The organism is Porifericola rhodea, assembly GCF_030506305.1.
Lineage (GTDB): Bacteria > Bacteroidota > Bacteroidia > Cytophagales > Cyclobacteriaceae > Catalinimonas > Catalinimonas rhodea.
Genome location: NZ_CP119421.1, coordinates 3,443,131 through 3,464,833, shown reverse-complemented (window position 1 = coordinate 3,464,833; position 21,703 = coordinate 3,443,131). Strand labels below are relative to the sequence as shown.

Below are 21,703 nucleotides of genomic sequence, written 5' to 3'. Positions count from 1 at the left end.
AAGGCTTCAGTTTAATCATAATGCAACCTTTAGGCTAAATTCCCTATCTTGTATTAAAGCAATAAGCTACACAAGCACCTATGAGAATATTCATCTGCCTGCTCTTTACGTTTAGCTTTATAGGCTGCACTCAACAAAGAGGCAGAACCTTATTCAATCAGCAGTGTGCTGTCTGCCATCAGGATAATGGCCAAAATCGTGCTCCTGACCTGACTATTTTGGGAAGTATGACTCCGAAAAGCATCTTCAGCGCTTTGGAAAGCGGAAAGATGCAATTGCAAGGTGAGCTCCTAAGTGCTGAAGAGAAAATTGCTCTGGCAGAATTTATTACTAAGCGTAACTACGATACCGCTTCCAGCCCCATACCCAACTACTGTAACCCACAGCTCAGCAAGCTAGATGAGGTACATTATTTCGGATGGGGAGGCGACTTACAAGGCAGTGGCTTTGTTCCTGCTCATATCGCTCAAATTACTAAAGCCGATGCAGCCGGGTTACGGCTAAAGTGGGCGTTCGGTTTTGAAGGCGGCAGCATTACCCGGTCTAAGCCTACCGTCATAGGTGAGTCCATTATTTTTGGAAGCCAGTTCGGAGAGGTATACTGCTTAAACATACACAATGGTTGTGTACAATGGAGGTTTGAGGCAGATGCCACGATCAGGGGAGGCATAGCCGTAAGTCAGGATCTGGCAGAAGAGACACGCATCTATTTTGCTGATTTTAATGGAAACACCTATGCCCTAACAGCTCAAAAGGGCGAGCTACTCTGGAAGACCAGCGTAAAAAACGAACCTATGAATGCTGTTACCGGCACAGCGGTATATTACGACAGCCTTGTCTATGTGCCACTAACATCAATGGAAGTGGTACGGGCAGGCGACGATAATTACGAATGCTGCCAGGGCTCAGGGCAGGTAGTTGCCCTGAATGCGGTAAATGGCCAAGAGGTATGGCGCCATCGGGTAATCAGTGAAAAGGCTAGCCCCAGAGGTAAAAACCGTATAGGTAGCAGAACTTTCGGTCCGTCGGGCGCTCCGGTTTGGTGCAGCCCCACAGTTGACAGCAGCAGAAACCTGCTCTATATCGGAACCGGAGAAAACAACTCCAACCCTCCTACACTCAACTCAGATGCCTTACAGGCTTTAGACCTGAAAAGTGGCGCGCTGGTCTGGAACTTTCAGGCTACACCTAAAGACGCCTATATTTCGGCATGCCCCGATGCTGCTAACTGCCCTGACCCTATGGGCCCCGATGTAGATTTTGGCATGGCTCCCATCCTTACCCAACGAGCGGATGGAAAAGAAGTGCTGCTGGCTGGACAAAAGTCAGGTGTCGTATACTGCCTAGAGCCTGCGAGTGGTAAGCTGATCTGGAAAAGAAGAATTGGTCGTGGTGGTGCTCTGGGTGGCATTCACTGGGGCATGGCTACGGACGGGGAAAAAGTATATGCTACCAATTCTGATTGGTTAGCACTTGGAGGTGACTCCAGCTTCAGGGCTAACCCCGGTGTATTTGCACTGAACCTGATGGATGGTAAAGTAGAATGGCAAAACACACCCCACCCTGCTCTTTGTGAAGGGAAAAGAGGATGCTACAATAGCAATTCTGCTGCCCCTACCATAACAAAAGACCTTGTTTTTGCCGGAGGATTAGATGGCTATGCACGCGCGTATGATGCCAAAGAGGGAAAAGTGCTCTGGCAGTACAATACTAATCAGTCGTTTACAACGGTAAACGGTATACATGCTCATGGTGGAGCTATTGATGGCCCTGGCCCGGTGATAGCACACGGTATCGTAATTTTTAACAGTGGTTATGCGCTTTTTGGCCAAATGCCCGGCAATGTGCTGCTTGCGTTTTCGGCAGAGTAAGGGTTTCTTCTGTTTAGATTGGATTTACAGTCCAAACGGCTAATTTTGACCACCTCTATCAAAAACTAAAACATGCACGACAATTACGTTGAAGACCAGGATTTTAAGGCACAGGAGTATAGCATGCAGCCCTTGACTAAAGGAGAATATGAAAACTGTAGCTTCAGCAATTGTAACTTTTCAGCCTCAGATCTTTCAGAAATTAATTTTGTGGATTGTACGTTTGAAAACTGTGATTTTAGCACTGCAAAAATTCTGAACACAGCTTTCCGTGATGTAAAGTTTAAAGCATGTAAAATGCTTGGGCTACATTTCCATACTTGCAATCATTTCTTGCTGGCGATAAGTTTTGAAGACTGCCAGCTCAACCATGCTTCATTTTATCAGCTAAAGCTAGCAAAAACAAATTTCTGGAAATGTAGGCTGCATGAAGTGGATTTCGCGGAAGCAGACCTCAGATCATCGGTTTTTGAGCAGTGCGACCTCCTGGGGGCTGCCTTTGAAAACACGAACCTGGAAAAAGCAAAGCTGAGCACTGCTTATAACTATAGGCTAGACCCGGAAAAAAATCGCATCAAAAAAGCAAAGTTTTCGCAACAAGGTCTGGCTGGGCTGCTACAAAAATATGAGATCATTGTTGAATAACTATTCACACTAAGCTACGGCCCAGCTTTTGTTATATTTGTTTCTGTACTCTAGGGGAGTAAGCCCGGTTATTTTTTTAAAAACCTCTCTAAAGGCTTTGGTATCTGTGTAACCTACTTCATACATCACCTCACTAATTGTTTTTCTTCCTTTCTCCATCTGCTTTTTGGCTGCTTCTACCTTTACTCGTTGCATGTATTCTACTACAGTATTACTGGTAGCTTTCTTAAACCTTCTTTCAAAAGTTCGTCTACCAATATTCAACTTTTCACATAGCAGATCTATGCTAAGCCTGTCCTGAAAATTCTGCTCTATATACTCCTGGGCATTTAGCACGGTCTCATCTTCGTGGGCTTTTTGCCCGGAAAACATAATAAAAGGCGATTGAGAGCTTTGTCCGATGTCAATCATAAAGGCTTTAGCAGCAACTATGGCCACTTCTCTACCCGCATACTTTTCTATCAGGTAAACTAAAAGGTTGGTAAATGAGTAAGCACCTCCACTCGTATATACGCCATCAGCCTCGGTCATAATTTTATCGTCCATAAGTAGCGCATCCGGAAAATGCTTGCTAAAACTACCGGCAAACTCCCAATGTGTAGCACAAGGTTTGCCATCCAGCAGGCCGGTAGCTGCCAGCAGAAAAGAGCCTATACAAAGGCTCACTACTTCGGCTCCTTTTCTGTACTGCTTTAGTATCCAGGGTATCAGTTCAGCATTGTGCTGCATCACTTCCTTTAACTCACCATGGATAGCCGGAATAATAATCAGATCAGTTTGTTCTACATCTTTCACCAGCCGATCCGGACGGATCATAAACAGGCCACTACTTTGGGTAGTCAGTAGGTTTAAGCCTACCAGGTGGAGATCAAAAAGAGGAAGCTTTCCCTGCCCGAGCAAGTACTGATTGACCCAGGAAAGAATCTGATGAGTACCTTCAATATTAACAAGGCTAAAACGTCCTTCGGGAATAAGTATAGATACATGTTTCATACGGTGGGGTGGCTGTTTTGCTTAAGAAATATACACTAAATAAAGCTGCATTGCGAGTATTTGCCCGGTCTTTATCTGTTCCGATCAGGAGTCAAAACTAGGTGTATACGCTGTCGTGATCAACCCCATATATTGTCGTAATCGCACAGCAACATTGGTACAGGTGTCGCTTAAGTTTGAGTATTATTTAAACCAATTATTCTATTATGGCAACTCAAATTTTTGTTAATCTTCCGGTAAAGGATCTTTCCAGATCCAGAGCTTTTTTTGCAGAACTAGGCTTTACATTTAACGAACAATTTTCTGATGACAAAGCAGCATGCATGATACTTGGTGAGAAACTTTATGCCATGTTACTCACAGAAACTTATTTCAAAACTTTTACCAACAAAGAGATTAGCGATGCCCACAAAACAACTGAAGTGCTTATTGCGCTAGATGCTCAAAGTAGAGCTGATGTTGAAGAAATGGTAAGTAAGGCCGTAAAAGCTGGCGGCAGTACTTATATGGATGCACAAGACCATGGCTGGATGTACCAACACTCTTTTAGCGACCCTGATGGCCATCAGTGGGAAATTGTATATATGGACGAGACTGCCCTAGTTCAGTCATAAGCAAAGACAGACCAGAAAGACTCCTCCGATTTGCTGATTGTATCACCTCTTTTAATCTATAAATTCTGAATCAGATATGTTTGAGGACCATATTATTTTTAGCGGATTTTCGGTTGATGACCTGGATGCAGCCCAACGCTTTTACGGCAAAATATTAGGCTTAAGCATAAAAGATCAACCTATGGGACATCTGGAGTTACATAACCAGAACAGTACGCCGATGGTAATTTACCCCAAAAAGGATCATCAGCCAGCAAGTTTTACCGTTCTGAATATACTCGTCAGAAAAATTGAAGAAAGTGTAGCACAGCTTAGAGCTAAAGGTATTTGTTTTGAGCAATACGATGGTGAACTACAGACAGATGCCAAAGGTATCTGTAGAAATGTAAATGGGCCCAAGCTCGCCTGGTTTAAAGATCCAGCAGGTAATATTATATCACTTATAGAAGATAGCTAAAAGGAGGCTGCAAACAACCACAATTTCATTTGAGCTTAACACCTCTTTTTTTTGGCCACATTCACTCAAGCTAGCGTTTGGGCAGCAGTAGTTAAACTTATATATTTAACACAGTTTTACGGTTGAGGCTTGCACATTTATATGCGTAAGTGGCTGCTTTTCTCAAACACTACCACCTTCTGAATTAATGAGTGCTCCACTGCCTGTACTTACTGATAAATCTATCGCGGTACTTCCCTTTGTAAATATGAGTACCGAAAAGGATAATGAGTATTTTAGCGATGGAATTACAGAAGAAATTATTAACGCGCTTACCAAAGTGCGTAACTTGAAAGTAACCGCCAGAACTTCATCTTTTGCTTTCAAAAACAAGAATCTGGATATCAGAGAAATCGCCAGAACTTTAAATGTTGCTACCATACTGGAAGGTAGCGTACGGAAAGCAGGAAAGCAGTTGCGCATTACAGCACAGCTTATTCTGGCCGAGAATGGTTTTCATCTCTGGTCACATACCTTTGATCGGCAGTTGGAAGATATATTTGTCCTTCAGGATGAAATTAGCCTACTGATAGTAGAGCAAATTCGCCAAAACTTTGGCCATCTGGAGCTACAGGAACGCCTGGTTGAAGCACCAACTCATCACCTGAAGGCTTATAATTTTTACCTGAAGGCTCGTTATCACCAGCTGAAGTGGAACAGTAAGGACCTTGAAAGAGCGGCAAAACTCTACCACAAATGTGTTCTTCTGGATGAGACTTACGCTCTGGCATACTTTGGTTTAGTACAGGTATACGGCATTTTAGCCTCCTGGAATTTTATGTCTCGCGAAGAAGGTTTTCAGAAAGCTCAGTACTATCTACAAAAAGGTCTGGCTTTAAACGACAGTAGTGCAGAAGCCCATTATTCTTTAGCTACCGCCCACTTCTGGGGCTTCTGGAGATTTGAGGATGGCTACAAGCAGCTACAAAAAGTCCTTTCTCTAAAGCCCTCCAGTGACGAAGCGCATGAAGGCCTGGCTGAACTTTATACAGCGCTGGGTGATTTTGAACGTGCTATGCATCATGCAGAGGCTGCGCTCCAGCTCAATCCTTTATCTCCTAACCACTGGTTTACCAAAGGCAATATCTACTACCATTCGGGCCGTTTTCCAGAAGCCTATACCACTATGGATAAGGTGCTGGATCTGGATACAAACTGGTCATTGGCTTTACAGCTAAAAGCACTCTGCTACACCCTGCTAAAAGACAAAGCACAATTGTTAAGCCTGCTACAAACAAAAGCGAATATGCTAAATGCTCCACATCACCTCCACCTCTATGAGCTGATGCATGAAGATAAAGCCAATGAATTTAATGACTTGCAGGAAACAAACACATACTTACCCATGAAGTTGTACTTCCAGCTTTATGGAGGATCAGAAAAAGAAGCACTCAAAACTTTGAAGCTTGGCATTAGCAATAGAGAGGGGCAGTATATAAACTTTAAAAGTGATCCACTACTAAAAAAGCTGCATCGCTTACCAGAGTTTCAGGCATTGGTTTCACAAACATTCGCTAGCACTCAACTCATTGTACACAAGAAAGGGTGCAGGCAGCAGGACACGCCAAAGATGTCTGCAGATGAGGTGCAAAGATATATAGCTGCGCTGGAAAGACTTCTGAAGGACGAAAAGCCCTACCTGGATGCTACTCTAACCCTCAAAGCCTTAGCGGAGCGTATACAGTTGCACCCCAATAAATTGTCGTGGCTGCTAAATGAGCATCTGCATCAAAACTTTAATGAACTTATCAACTCTTATCGCCTGCAAGCTTTTAAAGCAAAAGCAGTAGATTCGGCCAATGCCCACCTGACTCTTTTAGGCATGGCCTATGAGAGTGGTTTCAATTCAAAAACAGTTTTTAATGCCTACTTCAAAAAAATTTGTGGACTTACTCCCAAAGCATGGTTAAAACAGGAGATTGAGGGCAGCACCCCAAAGCAAGATTTATAAAAAAAAGTGTGGGTTTATAATCTCGTACGAATATGTTTTTACCTTCCATCATATTGCGTCCTCTAACCAAACTACTTCATGGAAGATAAATTGGACATTCCCAGTTTTCTACACGAGCTACATGGCACACAGTCCAACTGGCTAAACATTTTTCTCACATACTTATGTGCTCTTTTGGCTACGCTGGCGGTTCTCAAAACTACAGACTCAGGGCTACTGCTTAACTGGCAAAAATATGTACTTATAGCTTTGAGTATAGATTTGGGTGGAGGCGTATTTTCTAACTTTACCTTTGCCACCAGTAAGTATTATGCCGACAGTTTCAAACGCAGTATGTTCTTTATCACTTTGCACCTTTTACAACCTTTAGTATTATCATTTATATTTCCTGCACACCTGTTAGGCATCACCTTTTGTTCCGTCTACATTTTAACTTCTGCCCTACTGCTAAATTTTATTCACCAGCCAGAGCACAAGCTCAGTTTCGCAGTGTTTTTCACATTTGCCGGATTTCTGTCTCTTCAAATCAATCCGCTGGCTTTCAGTTCTGCTTTACAGCTATTGTTCAGCATCTTTTTGCTCAAACTTTCATTAGCCTTTGCAGTGCCCTGGCATGTATTGGGTAGTCAAAAAGAAAAGTCTCAGGAGCATTCGCTTTAAAGTGTTTATAATAATTGAAAACATTTATGCCGTTAAACAAAACTCAATTACAGCGAATTTTAGATAAAAGTGTAAGCGCTAAAAATATATTTGGTGGAGTAGTTAGCCTACAAACGAGAGATGAGCAGTGGACAGCTGCCAGCGGAAATTTGAAGCCTGACAGTTCCTACTATATTGCCAGTACGAGTAAGCTATTTGTTACCACCATTATAATGCAAATGCGTAATGCCGGGCAGATAAATCTGGAAGATCCGATTGCGAAATTCTTACCTGCGGAGTGGATGAATCAGCTTCATGTATACAAAGGTAGAGATTATTCATCAGAGCTGACGGTACACCATTTGTTATCGCAAACCTCGGGGCTGGCAGATTATTTTGGGCAGAAAACCCCAAATGGAAAGAGTCTGCAAGACAGCATACTTACCGGAAAAGATCAGGGTTGGGGTATAGAAGAAGTAGTCCGATGGTCAAAAAGTATAGGGGCGCAGTTTATTCCCGGACAAAAGAGAAAAGCGCTGTATTCTGATACAAACTTTCAGTTACTAGGCAAAATTATAGAAATAGTTAGGGCTAAAGCTCTGGCTGAGGTTTACCTAAGCGATATTATTCTACCTCTCCAACTGACGAGCACTTATCTTTATCAGGACACAAAAGATACCCTACCCATAGATATATATTACAAATCATCGCCACTGCACATACCTTTGGCAATGAGCTCCTTTAAAGCTGACGGTGGTATTGTGTCTAATGCTGAAGAGAATCTGGTTTTTATCAAAGCTTTTTTTGAAGGCAGGCTTTTTCCTCAATTGTACCTTAAAGAAATGCAGAACTGGAATAAAATCTTCTTTCCACTACAGTATGGTGTAGGTTTGGCTCGCTTTGCCTTACCCCGTATCTTCTCCCCTTTTAAAAAACCACCTGAGCTTATTGGCCATTCTGGTTTATCTGGTGCTTTCGCGTTTTATAGTCCACAAAAAGACGCTTATATCAGTGGCACATTAAACCAGATTGATAAACCTCAGCAATCTTTTAGGTTGATACTTAAACTATTAGATACATTACCTTAAAATACACTCAGGGAGAGGAATCACTATCTTTCAAAGCATTCAGGTCTGAAAGAATATTATGATATAATTCGGTCTCAGGAGGAAGATAATCTTTAGCTGAACCTGAGCAGGGAGTATTGGGGGGTTCATGCTTACTGGCAGGCGCTACAAATTGAGTGATAAATTCATTATGTACTTCCAGTTCACATACTTTTCTTTTATACACATGATCATAAGCAACTTTTGAGTGATGAAACACAAAGTATTTCAGATAGAGTTTGTCTGTACTGTAAGCGTAATGAAATTCACCTTTCCAATCGTGATCTGCCTCAAGAAGACTGTCAATGTAGGTTTTTCTGAAATAACGCTCCGACCAATGGTAGGCATACTTAATCTTGTATATGGCATAATTATCTACACCTACATAAAGCTCTGCTGTATGCTTCATTCTCCTTTCGTCTGATATGTACGAAGCTTCAATTACGTAAACATCCTGCCCTTCGTACTGGCTGGCTCCACTAAAGTTAAACCTCCAACTATCCAGATTCTGTAAATTTAAAAAACCTTGTCTGTTTCTTATGTGCTCAAAAGAGAGTGCCTGGTTTATGGTGGAGCTATCTGCCAGATTGTATTTTTTAAAATTGCTATTTCTGTTTGCTTTGTAACAAGTTAATTGGATTGAGTCAGAAGAAGCTAGTCCGGGGTCGTTAAAAGTTAATGGCCCTTCGTTAAGGCTCGTGTAAGTTCCACACTCTTTACTGGCAGCCCGGAAGAAGCCCTGATAACTTGCATCTGCTATGTAATTATTGGGAATAGCAGCAATACTTTTTCTAATAACTTCTTCGGCACGCATAGGAGTAACTATAAGTCCGGCAAGCTCTACTACAGCCTCTTTTAACAAAATAGTATCCTGCTGGCTCAATTGCCTGGCCGACAATTGTATTGCTTCAAAACCTACAGCCGATACACTTATCGTATCTTCAGCCATAGTTGCATCGTATGTAAAAGAAAACGCGCCTTCCTGATTAGCTACAGTGCCTATATTATACTTTTTAAATTGTAAATGAACATATGGAACAGGCTTCAGATTATTGGTGCTGACAAATACGCCTTTTGCTTCCAAAATTTGCGCACGCAAAGGGAAAACAAGTGTTGGAATGAGCATAAAAGTGGTAGTCCAGACTCTGAAAGAAGAGAAAAAGTAATATATGTTACTCATAAAAAAATGAATAACCCCACTTGTAAACGTAGCAGCAAACTACTTATTGGACTACAACAGTCTACTTCTTAGTTGAATACCAAACAATCTGGGTGGCCCGGCAATAAAAGTTGGAATACCAAACGCTTCGCCAGTATTGCCAGCATCTATCAAGTACTCCTGATCCAATGCGTTATTAACATACAGAGCCAGCTCGTAAATATCTCTCCACAGCTTCAGGCCTGCTCTGATATTAAGTAAGCCATAGCCCTCCTGAGAAATATCAGGCTGGTTTTCTTCTTCAAAGAAGACTTTAGATTTGTAATTGTAGCTAGGCCGTAAAAAGGCTTTTCCCCAAGAGGCCAGTGGTATTTCCAGGTTCGCTCCCATAGAACCTGAGTGCTCTGGAGTAAGCCTAAAAGTATTACCTGCCAATGCCTGTGCATTTCCTTCAGCATCGGTATCGTCAAAATGGGCATCTATGTATCCGTAGTTGGCAAAAATCTGTAACGGACGCGCCACCACATATTGAAGGGAGCTTTCAAACCCTAAAGCGGTAGCATTGCCCACATCTCGGGTTTCAAAGATTAAGCCCTGGTCTTGTGTGAGCCGAGCTACCTGAGTCTGGAAGTCGGTATAATCGTAATAATAAGCATTAAAATCCCACTGTAGGCGATTGTCTCTGCTCAGCACCTTAGCACCGGCCTCATAACTCCACACAATTTCATCATTAAGTACACTTATATCTGTTCCCAGAACTTGTATTACATTGGGGCGCCTACCTCGCGAAACACTGGCAAAAGTATTCCAGACATCGGTAAGTTTATAGTCTAGGGCCAGGCGACCTACTGCCGAAAAATAAGTTTCTGTATGCGACACACGCCCTCCGGTGGGAGGAAATATATTGTTAGGAAAATTGCCTATCACAAAGCTCAAACGACCAAAGTCTTCAGCATCCTGGCTTTCTATGGCCCCAATTATGTTTTCATATGTTCCTCTGATGCCTAAAGTGACATCCAGGTGTTCGGATATTGCATATGTTCCATCAGCAAAGATTTCAAAAGCATAGTTTTTACCATAATTTGTTTGCCCCTCCTGATGCTCATCTTTTACAGCTAAGCCGGATAGAGGCCCCAGCAGTTCAGGAATATCTGGCAGATGAGTAATGAGGTTGACAGTACCATCTGGATAGATCATAGGCTGAGCAGGAAGCGCAGCCAGTAACTTCTCTTTTTGCTCACTAATGAGTGTTGAATTGTTTATGATGCTTCCTCTAATGAAAGGGTTGAGCATGGCAAACATACTGCGCTCATCGGAAATGAGGGGAGTAGACTGAGAGCCATCTTCCCAGAAAAAATTGATACCCGTGAAGCCAGAAAAGGCCTGTAAATTGTTGTAGTTAACTCTTAGCTCCTGACTGATCTGTTTCCCCACAGCTTTTTCCATGATGAAAAGCGCCGGGGCGGCTGTACCGTCTGCATCAAAGGCTTCGTAAGAATCAAAAGTACGGTAAGCAGAAATAGCATTAAGCTCCCACATATTGCTGAGCGAATGATTTACTAATACGGTAGCGCCCCATACTTTACGATCTACACCCAGTTCTTCGCCTCTTTCCAGATCTGCATAGGTAAAGGGACTGGTATCTCCACCTTTTGGTGCGTACACCCCACTTTTAAAGGCTGTGCCTGGTGGGGTGTCCTGCTGGTAGTTAAAGATAAAATCTACAACTGTATTACGCTCGGGCAGGTAACGCCATGCGGTACGAAAAGCCTTGGTATCTTTACCGTTCAGGCTCCCCCCCGAAAGATTTTCTATAAAGCCATCCCGCTGGTTGATGATGCCTGATATACGCGCAAATAGTTTGTTTTCTACGACTGGCGAATTCAGGTAGCCACTCAGAAGATACTGTCCATAGTTGCCAAAACCTGCCTTAAGTTCTGCGGAAGTTTTATTTTCTGCTTTTTGCTGTATCAAATGAATAGCTCCGATCTGTGCTCCTCTACCAAAAAGTGTCCCCTGTGGCCCCTTAAGCACCTCTATGCGTTCCATATCGTAAAGCTCTACCACTGAGCCCCTAGACTTGCTAATTGATACTCCATCCTGAAAAACAGAGACGCGTGGTTCTATGCGAGCATCACCATTATCACTGGTAATGCCCCGAATCACAAAACCAGGATTGTTAACACTTTGTAACTGCACCTGTAGACCAGGCACATAATCTGAAAGTGCATCAAATTCAAATATATTAGTCTGCTGCAAGAAAACCCCATCATAAGAAGTGATAGCAATGGGTACCTCCTGTATCAATTGTGTTCTTTTCTGGGCAGTCACAACCAGTCCGTCCAGCGCCAGTAAATCTTCTTCCAGTTCTATTGTTAAGCTAAGATTCTCGTTAGCATCCAGGCTAATTGTTTGCCGGTATGTTTTATACCCTACAAAACTCACCATCAGCTCGTATACCCCTTCAGGGATATTACGCAAAGTAAAGCGTCCTTCCAGATCACTTATGCTGCCAAACGTAGTTCCGGGCAAAGAAACGTTTGCTCCCGGTACCGGCATACCTTCCTCCTGCTGTACAATTACGCCTTCAATAGAGGCATAATTATTTTGGGCGTAGAGATGATAGCCGCAGAGCGTGTTGAGTAGTAACGCTATGGATATTAAAACTGAGTAGCGTGTGTAGTAAGCAAAGGCTTTCATAGGTCTGAATATAGAGATAAGACCCAGGGCGTGCAATAAATATAAAAAAAGCTATTTCCTAAGGGTGGAAATAGCTATGTCTACTTTCAAAAAAGTTGCTTAACAGTCATTGTTAAGGTTACCGACGAGTATGGAAGAACAGTGGGCTATAGCTCCAAACGGTTTTCCATCACTACTCTTGCCAGCTCCATAAAGCTTCTTGCTCCTGTTTTCTTCAGGATACGAGAACGGTGGTTTTCGGCAGTCCTTTTACTGATACCATAAAGATCAGCGATATCGTGGTTACTTTTACCATCCACCACTGCACTTAGGATTTCTTTTTCGCGACGTGTCAGTTGATAAATCTTATCAATTAGCCCACCCTTCGGAGGTTCAGGACTCCAGTCACCGATAAGCATTTCGGTAATTTTAGGGCTGTAGTACTTCTTTCCTTTACACACATCTTCTATACCGCGCATTAGTTCGTCACCGGAAGCATCTTTCGGCAAGAAGCCCTTCGCGCCTAGTTTGATAGACTGCTGGATGTTAGATGGGTTAGCGTACATAGAAAGGATAAGAAAGTTGATTTCAGGACGCTCTTTTGAAGAAGAACGCAGAAGTTCAAGGCCATCGTTTTCACCTAAAGAAAGGTCAAGAATACACACATCAACTTTTTGTTTGCTGAGTACTTGTTCGGCCTCCTCAAGAGTAGATACTTTTCCTACAATCGAGTATTCTTCACGTCCGTCTAACATAAAACCGATCAGATCACGAATCATCTGATGATCATCGACAATTAAAATTTTGTATTCATTTTTCATAACTGGTAAGACAGGGGTAAATATGTAATAAGAGAAAAATTATACTTACGTATAAAAACGAAATTTAGGATTTTTTTTACTTATTACAAGTAATATACCTTTTATTCATCATTCTGACACATTTTTCCCTATCCATCTTTTAATTATTTCCTCAAAAAATTCATTTATTTTGTTTACAAACACCTCTTTTTCAGACTTTTGTGAGGGTAAATCCTCTATTCCCTCTAAAAATGTTAAAAATTTAGTTTCATGCATGATTTTAAGCGCACTACTTAGCTTATGAACCATTTGCAAATAAAGGCGATAGTTCTGTTCTAGCACACTTTTTAATAGCTCATCTTTAATTTCTGTAAGGTCATTTTGCATATTATCCACTATCTTCTGATAGTGGGTTGGCTGGTGGCTACGTAAAAACTCCAGGGCATCGCTTTGCTTTTCAGTAGCTACTTCTTCCATTACTTCCTGAGTATCAGCACTTCCTGTATTACTTGTAGTTAAATACTTACGGAGTACATAGAAGAATTTATTAAAATCTATAGGCTTTTGTATGTAATCGTCAAAGTCCAGCTGGCCATCATTTTCCAGGTTATAGGCGGAGATAACGATAAAAGGTATTTGAAGATAATGGAGATGGAGCTCTTTAAGCTCTCGCACTACGTCCGCACCACTACCATCTGGCAAACGAAAATCTGTAAGTATTAGGTCATACTTATTTTTACTAGCCTTTTCTATGGCTTCTTCTACGTTGGAGGCAAGATCCAGTTCAAGATCCCAGGTCTGCATAAAGCCTTTGAGCAGCAGCTGATTGTACACCGCATCTTCTACATACAATACTTTTTTGTCAAATAGCTGGAAGTTAGGCTGTAGCCGATTGATCTCCTCACGCTGCCCACTTCGGGGCACTTTGGAGAACGGAAGCGTAAATATAAACTGTGTGCCGAAGCCAAACTCACTCTCTACCCTTATGTCACCAGACATTAGGCCTACCAGCTCTTTAACAATAAACAGCCCCAGGCCGGTACCACCTTTTTGCTGGTTAATTAGCAGGTCATCCTGTTCGAAAGCATCAAAGATTTTTTTCAGATTTTTAGCTAATATCCCTACCCCACTGTCTTTTATGGTAAACTCCATAAGGTAATGGTCAGCAAGTTGTTTTACCAGCCTTACCTGCAAAGCAATTTCTCCACGGTAAGTATACTTTACCGCATTGCTCAGCAGGTTAAAAACAATCTGATTAAAACGGGTAGGATCTCCTAACACCTCTTCAGGAATATCATCGGCTAACTCTACTCTGAGTTGAGTTTCTTTGTCGGCCAACTGAGGCCGAAAGAGCTCTTCGGTCTGGCGCAACTGCTCAGTGATGCTGAAAGGAATCTCCTCTAAAGTAATTTTACCATACTGTAGTTTGGCGGTATCCAGTACATCATTAATAAGTGACAATAAGTGGCTGGCAGAGAAATTTAAGGTGTTTACCTGCTCTTTGTTTTCTCCTTTTACCGACTGCTGCAACAGACGGCTTATGCCTATGATGGCGTTAAGTGGATTACGTATTTCGTGGCTAATAATCTGTAAAAAGCGATCTTTGGCCTGCCTTGAGATTTCGGCCTGTTCTTTGGCTTGTATCAGTTCTTTTTCCCTTTGTTTTACTTCAGTAATGTCCTGAGTGGTTCCAATGAGCTTTTCTGCCACACCTATACCGCTGCGCACATAAAACTTACCAGTGCTACGCAGTACTTTCTCTTTACCTGAATTCGTAACTATTTTAAACTCAATAGAGTATGAAGAACTTTCTCCCGGCATAGCCATGAGGTTTCTAAAAAAAGTCTTTACTTTTTCTATATCCTCTTTTACTACCATTTTATTAGCTTTCTCTGCCAGTCCCTTGCCTTTGATTCTTTTATCTATTTCATAGATGTTGTATAGCTCATCTGACATGCTCAGTACATCTTCCTTAACATCCCAGGTCCAGCTACCCACTTTGGCAATATGCTGCGCGAAATTAAGTATACGGTCCTGCTCCACCAGCTTTTGTTCGGCCAGTTTGCGATGGTGTATATTGCTGATAGCCCCTACAACATAATGGTGCTTACCTCTCTCATCTCTAATAAGCGTGCCTTTAGTCTCATACCACTGAAAGTTATCGTTACCGCCACTTAGGCGAATTTCTCTTCTGAAGCGTGGTATTTTGGCATCCATAAACTCTTTAAAGAGCTTCTTTACCCTTAAATAATCTTCAGGATGGATGATAGTCTGCCAATACTCCTGATCAAGCTGTTCTTCTTTTTGCTTAAGCTCGTTTAATATCCAACGGTATTTGGGAGAGGCGTATACATCATTGGTCTGCATGTTCCAATACCAGATGCCATCATTGGTATTTTCTGCGGTAAGGCGGTAGCGCTCTTCGCTTTCCTTAAGCAACGCTTCTGCTTCTTTTTGGCGAGTAATGTCCTGTATGGTACCTATAATCTTACTTAGCTTACCTTCTTCATTCAGCTCAGTGCGCATAATAGAGAGTATATGCTTCTCCTCTCCTTTTTTAGTAAGTATCTTATGCTCAAACCTATCGCCCTTCTTTTTTTTCTGTAATCTGGCAATTCGTTTTTTTACAAACTTCCTGTCATCAGGATGCACATAGCTGGCATAGTTTTTTGTGAAGCTCTCCATTTCCTCATCAGACTCTACGCCCATAATCTGTTGGAAAGTACTGGAATAATGACTCACCATCCCTTTTTTTGTCAGGCGAATGGTGTAGCTACCCAGTTGGGCAATCTGCTGAGCTTCTGCCAGCCGCTGCTCACTTTCTGTAAGTTGCTGCTGAGCACTTTTGATGGTAGTGATATCAATGATACGGATAAAGAGCAGGGAGTTCTCCAGTAGCGTAATCTTTTTGCATACCATATGCCCCCACCGCTGGTTGCTCCTTGAGGTAGTAAATTCCACTTCCATAGATACTTCGGGGTCTTCTATGAGCGCAGAGCCTAATTCCTTAAGAATCTCAAAAAATACCGGCCGCTCCTGAAAAAGATCATCCAAATATCTGCCCAGGCTCTCTTTAGTTTCCAGTTCCAGCAGGTCTAGCGCTGCCTGGTTACAGCCTTCCAGAAAGAGTGTCTCATGGTTGATTAGTAGAATAGCATCCGGAGATAAATTGATTACCTGATCGGCATAGAGCTTAACCAGTTCGCTCTTCTCGTATTGCACAGTTTCCTGCTGAGTTTTGGTTTTCTGTTGCTCTAGTAAGAGCTCCACCAGCTCTTCTTTCTCCATCCGCTCCAGATATGCCTTAGTATATGCCATAATTTTCTTCAGTTCGTCAGCGTCAGATCACTATAAAAATTTGATCATTAATTTATGTATCTGCTCCACTTCACCCGGTGGCTTTACATATGCAAAAAGTGATACACAGCGTGCTTTTTACTACTACAACGTATCTTATTCGTTGTTAAGGTAATGCCTGGGCAATATACAGACCAAACTTTAAGTACATCATGCACTTTAAAGGCTTGTAATGTAAATTTACTTTTTAATCATATTCTTTTGTTAAACATAAAATAACTTCAAAATTTCTTTACATTCTGTGAGTTGTACGGCAATTTTGACCATTCAAAAATGATTACAGCATGAATAAGCAAGAAGAGCGCCCTTCTCTTAATTTTTTAGAAGCAATAATAGAAGAAGATATCAACAATGGTAAAAACGGAGGTGTAGTGCACACACGCTTCCCTCCTGAGCCTAATGGGTATTTACACATTGGTCATGCCAAGTCTATCTGCCTCAACTTTGGACTGGCTGAAAAATACGGAGGCAAAACTAACCTTAGGTTTGACGATACCAACCCGGTTACAGAAAGCACCGAGTATATCAATGCTATAAAAGATGATGTACGCTGGTTGGGTTTTGACTGGGAAGATCGTGAGTTTTATGCCTCTGATTATTTTGATCAGCTCTACGAATGGGCTGTCAAGCTAATTAAAGAGGGAAAAGCTTATGTGGATGACTCTCCGGTGGAAGATATACGCCGTATGCGAGGTACTCCCACCCAGCCCGGAGAGGAAAGTCCCTACCGCAATCGCTCAGTGGAAGAAAACCTCAAGCTGTTTGAAGGCATGAAGAATGGAGACTTTGACGAAGGTTCCAGAGTACTGCGGGCCAAAATAGATATGACTTCTACTAATATGCAGTTACGCGACCCCGTAATGTACCGCATACTGCAAAAGGAGCATCACCGTACAGGCGACAAATGGAAAATTTACCCTAACTACGACTGGGCACATGGGCAGAGCGATGCCCTGGAGAGTATCACCCACTCTATGTGTACACTTGAGTTTGAGATCCACCGACCGCTATACAACTGGTTTTTAGACCAGATTGGTGATTTTGACCCTCGCCCACGCCAGATTGAATTTGCCCGTCTAAATCTTAGCTATACGGTAATGAGCAAGCGTAAGCTGCTTGAGCTGGTAAATGGTGAATACGTAAACGGTTGGGACGACCCACGTATGCCTACCATTCTGGGGCTACGTCGCAGAGGTTATACACCTGAAAGCATTCGCAATTTTGCGGAGCGAGTTGGTGTGGCTAAGCGCGATAATGTGATAGACCTTAGCCTGCTGGAATTCTGCATCCGTGAAGACCTGAATAAGCGTGCACCTCGCGTTATGGGTGTGCTTGCCCCAGTGAAGCTGATCATTACCAACTACCCTGAAGGCCAAACCGAAGAGCTGGAGGTAGAAAATAACCCTGAGGATCCGGAAAGCGGCAACCGTATTGTACCCTTCTCCCGAGAGCTGTACATAGAACGTGATGACTTTATGGAAGAGCCTCCCAAAAAGTTTTTCAGGCTTGGTCCCGGTAGAGAGGTTCGTTTGAAGGGTGCCTATATCGTGCAGTGCGAAGACTTTAAGAAAAACGAAGAAACCGGAGAGATAGAGGAAATCTATTGTACTTACGACCCTCAGACCAAAAGTGGTGAAGATACCAGCGGCAAAAAAGTTAAAGGCACAATGCATTGGGTATCGGCAGAGCATGCCCAAAAGGTAGAGGTAAGAATTTACGATCGTTTATTTAGCGACCCTGATCCCGCGGGTCATAAGGAAAAGGATTTTAAAGAATTCTTAAACCCTGACTCTCTGCAAATTATAAAGGACGCTTATGTAGAGCCCAGCCTTAAAGAAGCGAAACATTTGGAGCACTTTCAGTTTATGCGTAAAGGCTATTATTCACTAGACCCTGACTCTACTGCTGAGCACTTGATTTTTAACCAGACAGTAACTCTTCGTGATACCTGGGCAAAAATTAACAAAAAGTAATACAAAAAATCAGGGAGCAGTGGCTCCCTTTTTTGTTATAGCATAAATTAGTGCTGTAATAGCTACCTGAATGCTATTTTTAAGATATTCATTTGTCTGGCCCACCATAAACCATCCAGACCGGTTTTTTGTATAATGAATATCAGCAAACAAAATACTGGCATAAACAGCACTTTGACTTTTAAAAGGCTAAAAAGGTAGCAGAAACAATATTTTTTTAAACAATAGCATTTGCTATTCAATTTAATTTTCAGATACATGAATACACTTTCAATAGGAATTATCGGGGCTACCGGCTATACCGGCTCCGAACTAATCCGTATTTTACACACGCACCCTGAAGCTGAAATAAAACTCATTACTTCTGAAAGTAAGGCCGGGAAAAAGATTGCTGAAATATATCCTGCCCTCAACGGACTTACAGACCTGGTACTGCAACCCATGGCAGAAGTAAAAAACTATCAACTGGACGTAGTTTTTCTGGCATTGCCTCACGGTGCAGCCATGAATTTTGTTAAAGACTACTACGACTCTTCTTTTAAAATTGTAGACCTGTCAGGAGACTTCCGCTTAAGTAGCCCCGAGGTATACCAGGAATGGTACGGCATGGACCATATTTTTGAAAAAGGTTTTGAAACCGCGGTTTACGGTCTACCTGAAATGTACCGGGAGCAAATACGCAAAGCACGACTGATTGCTAACCCTGGCTGCTACCCCACTGCCTCTATACTTGCAACTTACCCCTTGGTAAAGAGCAGACTCGTAAACAGTGACTCCATCATAATTGACGCAAAATCCGGTACTACCGGCGCAGGGGTAAAACCTAAAACAGCGACACATTTTAGCACTGTACATGATAACTTTAAACCTTATGGCATTAAAACGCATCGTCATTCGGTAGAGATTCAGGAGCAGTTGAGTAGCGTAGCCACGCAGGAAGCCATTGTACAGTTTACCCCTCACCTACTGCCGATAGACAGGGGTATCATCGCTACGGCTTATTCGCATCCGAAATCCGCTATTAGCGAGGAAGATGTAAAAGAGGCTTATCATGAAGCTTATGCCAACGAACCATTTGTGAGGCTACGCCAGGAGCCACCTTCAGTGAAAGATGTGCGTGGATCTAATTTTTGTGATATCTTTGCTACTTATGATGCTCGCACCAAACGCATTATCACCGTTAGCGCCATAGACAATCTGGTAAAAGGCGCTTCAGGACAAGCTGTCCATAACATGAATTTGATGTTTGGCCTGGAAGAAAAAAGTGGCCTGCAACAAGTACCTGTCAACCCATAAACAAGAACCAAATACGAAATCTACATGATTCAGAACATAACTAATGTAAAAGGATTCACCTGCTGGGGAGCCCATACAGGTGTTAAGTCTATGCGGAGAGACCTGGCATTGATTTTTTCAGAAGTACCTGCCAGTGCAGCCGCTACCTTTACACAAAATAAAGTAGTAGCTGAACCTATTAAAGTTTCTCGTCGCCATATTGCCGATGGCAAAGCTCAGGCTATCGTTATTAATGCAGGAAACGCCAACGCCTGTACCGGAGAGCAAGGACGCCAGGGCGCTGAAGCCATGGTAGAAACTATGGCCGAAGAACTGGGCATAGCAAAAGAGTTAGTTCTCGTTGCCTCTACCGGACTAATTGGAAAGGAGTTTCCTACAGAGGAGATAGTAGCTGGTATACGTGAAAATGTAAAGAAGCTAAGTAATAAGTCCAATGCGGGCTCATTTCTAGCGAATGCCATCCTCACCACTGATACTTTTGCTAAAGAAGGATTTACTGAGTTTGAGATAGATGGCAAAGAAGCACATATGGCGGGTATTGCCAAAGGTTCAGGTATGATACACCCCAACATGGCTACTATGCTTTCCTTTATCGTAACCGATGTTGCGATTACCCCTGAACTGTTGAATAAATCTGTAAAAAAAGCGGTAGACCGATCATTTAATATGATTACTGTTGATGGCGATACCTCTACCAACGATATGGTAGGCGTTCTTGCTAATGGTATGGCTGGCAATGAGGAGCTTCAGTCTGAAGATGATCCGGGCTATGCGGAGTTTATGAAGCAGCTACAGAATATGATGATTCACCTTGCCAAACTTATTGTGTCTGATGGCGAAGGTGCCTCAAAATTTATTGAGTACAAAGTAGTTAACGCGCCTGACGAGAAAATCGCACGTAAGCTGGTACGTACCATTTCAAACTCTAATCTGGTAAAGACGGCAATGTATGGACGCGACCCTAACTGGGGTAGAGTAATCTGCGCCGCTGGCAATGCCGAAGTGCCCTTTGACTACAAAGATGTAGACCTCTATATAGGTGAAGAGAAGACCCTGGTAAAAGTTTTAGAAGAAGGGAAGCCTTTGGAGTTTGATCGTAACTATATGAAAAAAGTGCTTCGTGAGTCTCATGTACGTATTCAGCTGGATATGAGAAGCGGTGAAGCAGAGGCCACCGGATGGGGTGCTGACCTGACTACCGACTACGTGGTATTCAACTCTGTGTACACTACCTAAAGAGTTAAAGTACACGCTCTGAGTTTAGTTTATTGCATAAGACTATTTCGTAGCCCTGATGAAAATTAGCGGTGTATGAAATAGTCTTTTTTTTATCATCACGCTGTGGCTCTGTTGATTAATCGGAATGCCAGCCCTGGCGATAATCTGGAAAGTAAATACAGCTTATTTACCTGCCCTATTTTAATCTCTTCCTGCCCTTTCTCTATCTTTTTTAATGTTTCGTATACCGCTTTTTCTGCTGAGATAGCCATGGCAGGAGCTTTACCCTTATGCCAGGGAGTGTCTACTACGGTCATCATCACTTCTATAAGTCTTACAGGCCTAGCTTGGAGCTGATGTCTGAGCACCTGGCTAAGAGCATGCAATGCTGCTTTGGTAGCATTGTAGATAGGATAAATAGCTTTTGGAGCGTAGACCAAGCCGCTACTAATGTTGATGATGGCGGCATTCGCATTCTTTTCTAAAAGTGGCATAAAGAGTTTAGTAAGCGCAATTGGTGCCATCAGGTTAGTTTGAATCTCTCGCTCAGCTTTTGCTATCATATCAGGATCAGTATAAAAATCGGTACGATGCACTATAGCAGCATTATTGATAAGCACATTGCAGGCTGGAAAATGGGCCGCTACCCACGCAAATAGTTTTTCTCTACCCAACTGCTGGGAAAGATCGCAGCAAAAAGTCTGTACTGCCGGGTAGCTCACCCTGGCCTGAGCCAGTTTTTCTTCGGATCGGCCGCAAATTAAAACCTGATTACCTTTAGCAATAAGCACCCTACATAACTCCAGCCCTATTCCTGAGCTCCCTCCTGTAATAAGAATTGTATTTTTTGTGAGTCGCATACCTTTGCTTTTTAGTGATACTGACAAAAAAAGCTGGTTTGCAGAA

General features: G+C 42.5%; 16 protein-coding genes. 10 read left to right on the top strand and 6 right to left on the bottom strand.

Features of this window, described 5'->3' with window-relative positions:
- Positions 1–80 precede the first annotated feature (80 nt).
- Both PZB74_RS14235 and PZB74_RS14230 read left to right on the top strand, forming a co-directional pair.
- On the top strand, positions 81–1,871 hold the full coding sequence (locus PZB74_RS14235; RefSeq protein WP_302237124.1) for an outer membrane protein assembly factor BamB family protein: 1,791 nt from the start codon (positions 81–83) through the stop codon (positions 1,869–1,871).
- A gap of 72 nt (positions 1,872–1,943) precedes the next feature.
- A complete protein-coding gene (locus tag PZB74_RS14230) occupies positions 1,944–2,516 on the top strand; it encodes a pentapeptide repeat-containing protein (protein ID WP_302237122.1) in 573 nt (190 codons plus the stop codon).
- 9 nt (positions 2,517–2,525) lie between these two features.
- On the opposite strand, the gene PZB74_RS14225 is transcribed toward PZB74_RS14230, so the two are convergent.
- Positions 2,526–3,509, bottom strand: a complete 984-nt coding sequence (locus PZB74_RS14225) for a GlxA family transcriptional regulator (protein ID WP_302237120.1) — start codon at positions 3,507–3,509, stop codon at positions 2,526–2,528.
- 206 nt (positions 3,510–3,715) lie between these two features.
- On the opposite strand from PZB74_RS14225, the gene PZB74_RS14220 reads away from it, so the two are divergent.
- The 5 genes from PZB74_RS14220 to PZB74_RS14200 all read left to right on the top strand — a co-directional run bounded on the left by PZB74_RS14220 (position 3,716) and on the right by PZB74_RS14200 (position 8,297).
- Complete coding sequence (locus PZB74_RS14220) at positions 3,716–4,123, top strand: VOC family protein (RefSeq protein WP_302237117.1); 408 nt, start codon at positions 3,716–3,718, stop codon at positions 4,121–4,123.
- A gap of 76 nt (positions 4,124–4,199) precedes the next feature.
- Positions 4,200–4,580 carry a VOC family protein gene (locus PZB74_RS14215; RefSeq protein ID WP_302237115.1) on the top strand — a complete coding sequence of 127 codons (381 nt, stop codon included), beginning with the start codon at positions 4,200–4,202 and terminating at the stop codon, positions 4,578–4,580.
- Between the two features lie 187 nt (positions 4,581–4,767).
- Positions 4,768–6,570 (top strand): tetratricopeptide repeat protein, encoded by a 1,803-nt coding sequence (locus tag PZB74_RS14210; protein WP_302237112.1) that lies wholly within the window; start codon positions 4,768–4,770, stop codon positions 6,568–6,570.
- Positions 6,571–6,648: 78 nt separating this feature from the next.
- Complete coding sequence (locus tag PZB74_RS14205; RefSeq protein ID WP_302237109.1) at positions 6,649–7,230, top strand: hypothetical protein; 582 nt, start codon at positions 6,649–6,651, stop codon at positions 7,228–7,230.
- Between the two features lie 26 nt (positions 7,231–7,256).
- Positions 7,257–8,297, top strand: coding sequence for a serine hydrolase domain-containing protein (locus PZB74_RS14200; protein WP_302237108.1), 1,041 nt, complete (start codon positions 7,257–7,259; stop codon positions 8,295–8,297).
- Positions 8,298–8,304: 7 nt separating this feature from the next.
- On the opposite strand, the gene PZB74_RS14195 is transcribed toward PZB74_RS14200, so the two are convergent.
- The 4 genes from PZB74_RS14195 to PZB74_RS14180 form a co-directional block, all read right to left on the bottom strand.
- On the bottom strand, positions 8,305–9,495 hold the full coding sequence (locus PZB74_RS14195) for a carboxypeptidase-like regulatory domain-containing protein (protein ID WP_302237106.1): 1,191 nt from the start codon (positions 9,493–9,495) through the stop codon (positions 8,305–8,307).
- 51 nt (positions 9,496–9,546) lie between these two features.
- Positions 9,547–12,174 carry a TonB-dependent receptor gene (locus tag PZB74_RS14190; protein ID WP_302237105.1) on the bottom strand — a complete coding sequence of 876 codons (2,628 nt, stop codon included), beginning with the start codon at positions 12,172–12,174 and terminating at the stop codon, positions 9,547–9,549.
- Between the two features lie 146 nt (positions 12,175–12,320).
- Complete coding sequence (locus tag PZB74_RS14185; protein WP_302237104.1) at positions 12,321–12,974, bottom strand: response regulator transcription factor; 654 nt, start codon at positions 12,972–12,974, stop codon at positions 12,321–12,323.
- Between the two features lie 108 nt (positions 12,975–13,082).
- Positions 13,083–16,271 carry a PAS domain S-box protein gene (locus PZB74_RS14180; RefSeq protein WP_302237103.1) on the bottom strand — a complete coding sequence of 1,063 codons (3,189 nt, stop codon included), beginning with the start codon at positions 16,269–16,271 and terminating at the stop codon, positions 13,083–13,085.
- 323 nt (positions 16,272–16,594) lie between these two features.
- On the opposite strand from PZB74_RS14180, the gene PZB74_RS14175 reads away from it, so the two are divergent.
- The 3 genes from PZB74_RS14175 to argJ all read left to right on the top strand — a co-directional run bounded on the left by PZB74_RS14175 (position 16,595) and on the right by argJ (position 20,815).
- A complete protein-coding gene (locus PZB74_RS14175) occupies positions 16,595–18,283 on the top strand; it encodes a glutamine--tRNA ligase/YqeY domain fusion protein (RefSeq protein ID WP_302237102.1) in 1,689 nt (562 codons plus the stop codon).
- Between the two features lie 258 nt (positions 18,284–18,541).
- Positions 18,542–19,579: an N-acetyl-gamma-glutamyl-phosphate reductase gene (gene argC / locus PZB74_RS14170; RefSeq protein ID WP_302237100.1), complete on the top strand. Its 1,038-nt coding sequence runs from the start codon at positions 18,542–18,544 to the stop codon at positions 19,577–19,579.
- A 24-nt stretch (positions 19,580–19,603) separates the two neighbouring features.
- The gene (gene argJ, locus PZB74_RS14165; protein ID WP_302237098.1) at positions 19,604–20,815 is read left to right on the top strand and encodes a bifunctional glutamate N-acetyltransferase/amino-acid acetyltransferase ArgJ; all 1,212 of its coding nucleotides are present in this window, start codon (positions 19,604–19,606) and stop codon (positions 20,813–20,815) included.
- A 98-nt stretch (positions 20,816–20,913) separates the two neighbouring features.
- Here the strand turns inward: argJ and PZB74_RS14160 are convergent, their stop codons facing one another.
- Positions 20,914–21,657, bottom strand: coding sequence for an SDR family oxidoreductase (locus tag PZB74_RS14160; RefSeq protein WP_302237096.1), 744 nt, complete (start codon positions 21,655–21,657; stop codon positions 20,914–20,916).
- Positions 21,658–21,703 lie beyond the last annotated feature (46 nt).

Excerpts from the sequence above, each read along its gene's own strand:
- PZB74_RS14235 (WP_302237124.1), top strand. The coding sequence starts at position 81 with ATGAGAATATTCATCTGCCTGCTCTTTACGTTTAGCTTTATAGGCTGC.
- PZB74_RS14230 (WP_302237122.1), top strand. The coding sequence starts at position 1,944 with ATGCACGACAATTACGTTGAAGACCAGGATTTTAAGGCACAGGAGTAT.
- PZB74_RS14225 (WP_302237120.1), bottom strand. The coding sequence starts at position 3,509 with ATGAAACATGTATCTATACTTATTCCCGAAGGACGTTTTAGCCTTGTT.
- PZB74_RS14220 (WP_302237117.1), top strand. The coding sequence starts at position 3,716 with ATGGCAACTCAAATTTTTGTTAATCTTCCGGTAAAGGATCTTTCCAGA.
- PZB74_RS14215 (WP_302237115.1), top strand. The coding sequence starts at position 4,200 with ATGTTTGAGGACCATATTATTTTTAGCGGATTTTCGGTTGATGACCTG.
- PZB74_RS14210 (WP_302237112.1), top strand. The coding sequence starts at position 4,768 with ATGAGTGCTCCACTGCCTGTACTTACTGATAAATCTATCGCGGTACTT.
- PZB74_RS14205 (WP_302237109.1), top strand. The coding sequence starts at position 6,649 with ATGGAAGATAAATTGGACATTCCCAGTTTTCTACACGAGCTACATGGC.
- PZB74_RS14200 (WP_302237108.1), top strand. The coding sequence starts at position 7,257 with ATGCCGTTAAACAAAACTCAATTACAGCGAATTTTAGATAAAAGTGTA.
- PZB74_RS14195 (WP_302237106.1), bottom strand. The coding sequence starts at position 9,495 with ATGAGTAACATATATTACTTTTTCTCTTCTTTCAGAGTCTGGACTACC.
- PZB74_RS14190 (WP_302237105.1), bottom strand. The coding sequence starts at position 12,174 with ATGAAAGCCTTTGCTTACTACACACGCTACTCAGTTTTAATATCCATA.
- PZB74_RS14185 (WP_302237104.1), bottom strand. The coding sequence starts at position 12,974 with ATGAAAAATGAATACAAAATTTTAATTGTCGATGATCATCAGATGATT.
- PZB74_RS14180 (WP_302237103.1), bottom strand. The coding sequence starts at position 16,271 with ATGGCATATACTAAGGCATATCTGGAGCGGATGGAGAAAGAAGAGCTG.
- PZB74_RS14175 (WP_302237102.1), top strand. The coding sequence starts at position 16,595 with ATGAATAAGCAAGAAGAGCGCCCTTCTCTTAATTTTTTAGAAGCAATA.
- argC (WP_302237100.1), top strand. The coding sequence starts at position 18,542 with ATGAATACACTTTCAATAGGAATTATCGGGGCTACCGGCTATACCGGC.
- argJ (WP_302237098.1), top strand. The coding sequence starts at position 19,604 with ATGATTCAGAACATAACTAATGTAAAAGGATTCACCTGCTGGGGAGCC.
- PZB74_RS14160 (WP_302237096.1), bottom strand. The coding sequence starts at position 21,657 with ATGCGACTCACAAAAAATACAATTCTTATTACAGGAGGGAGCTCAGGA.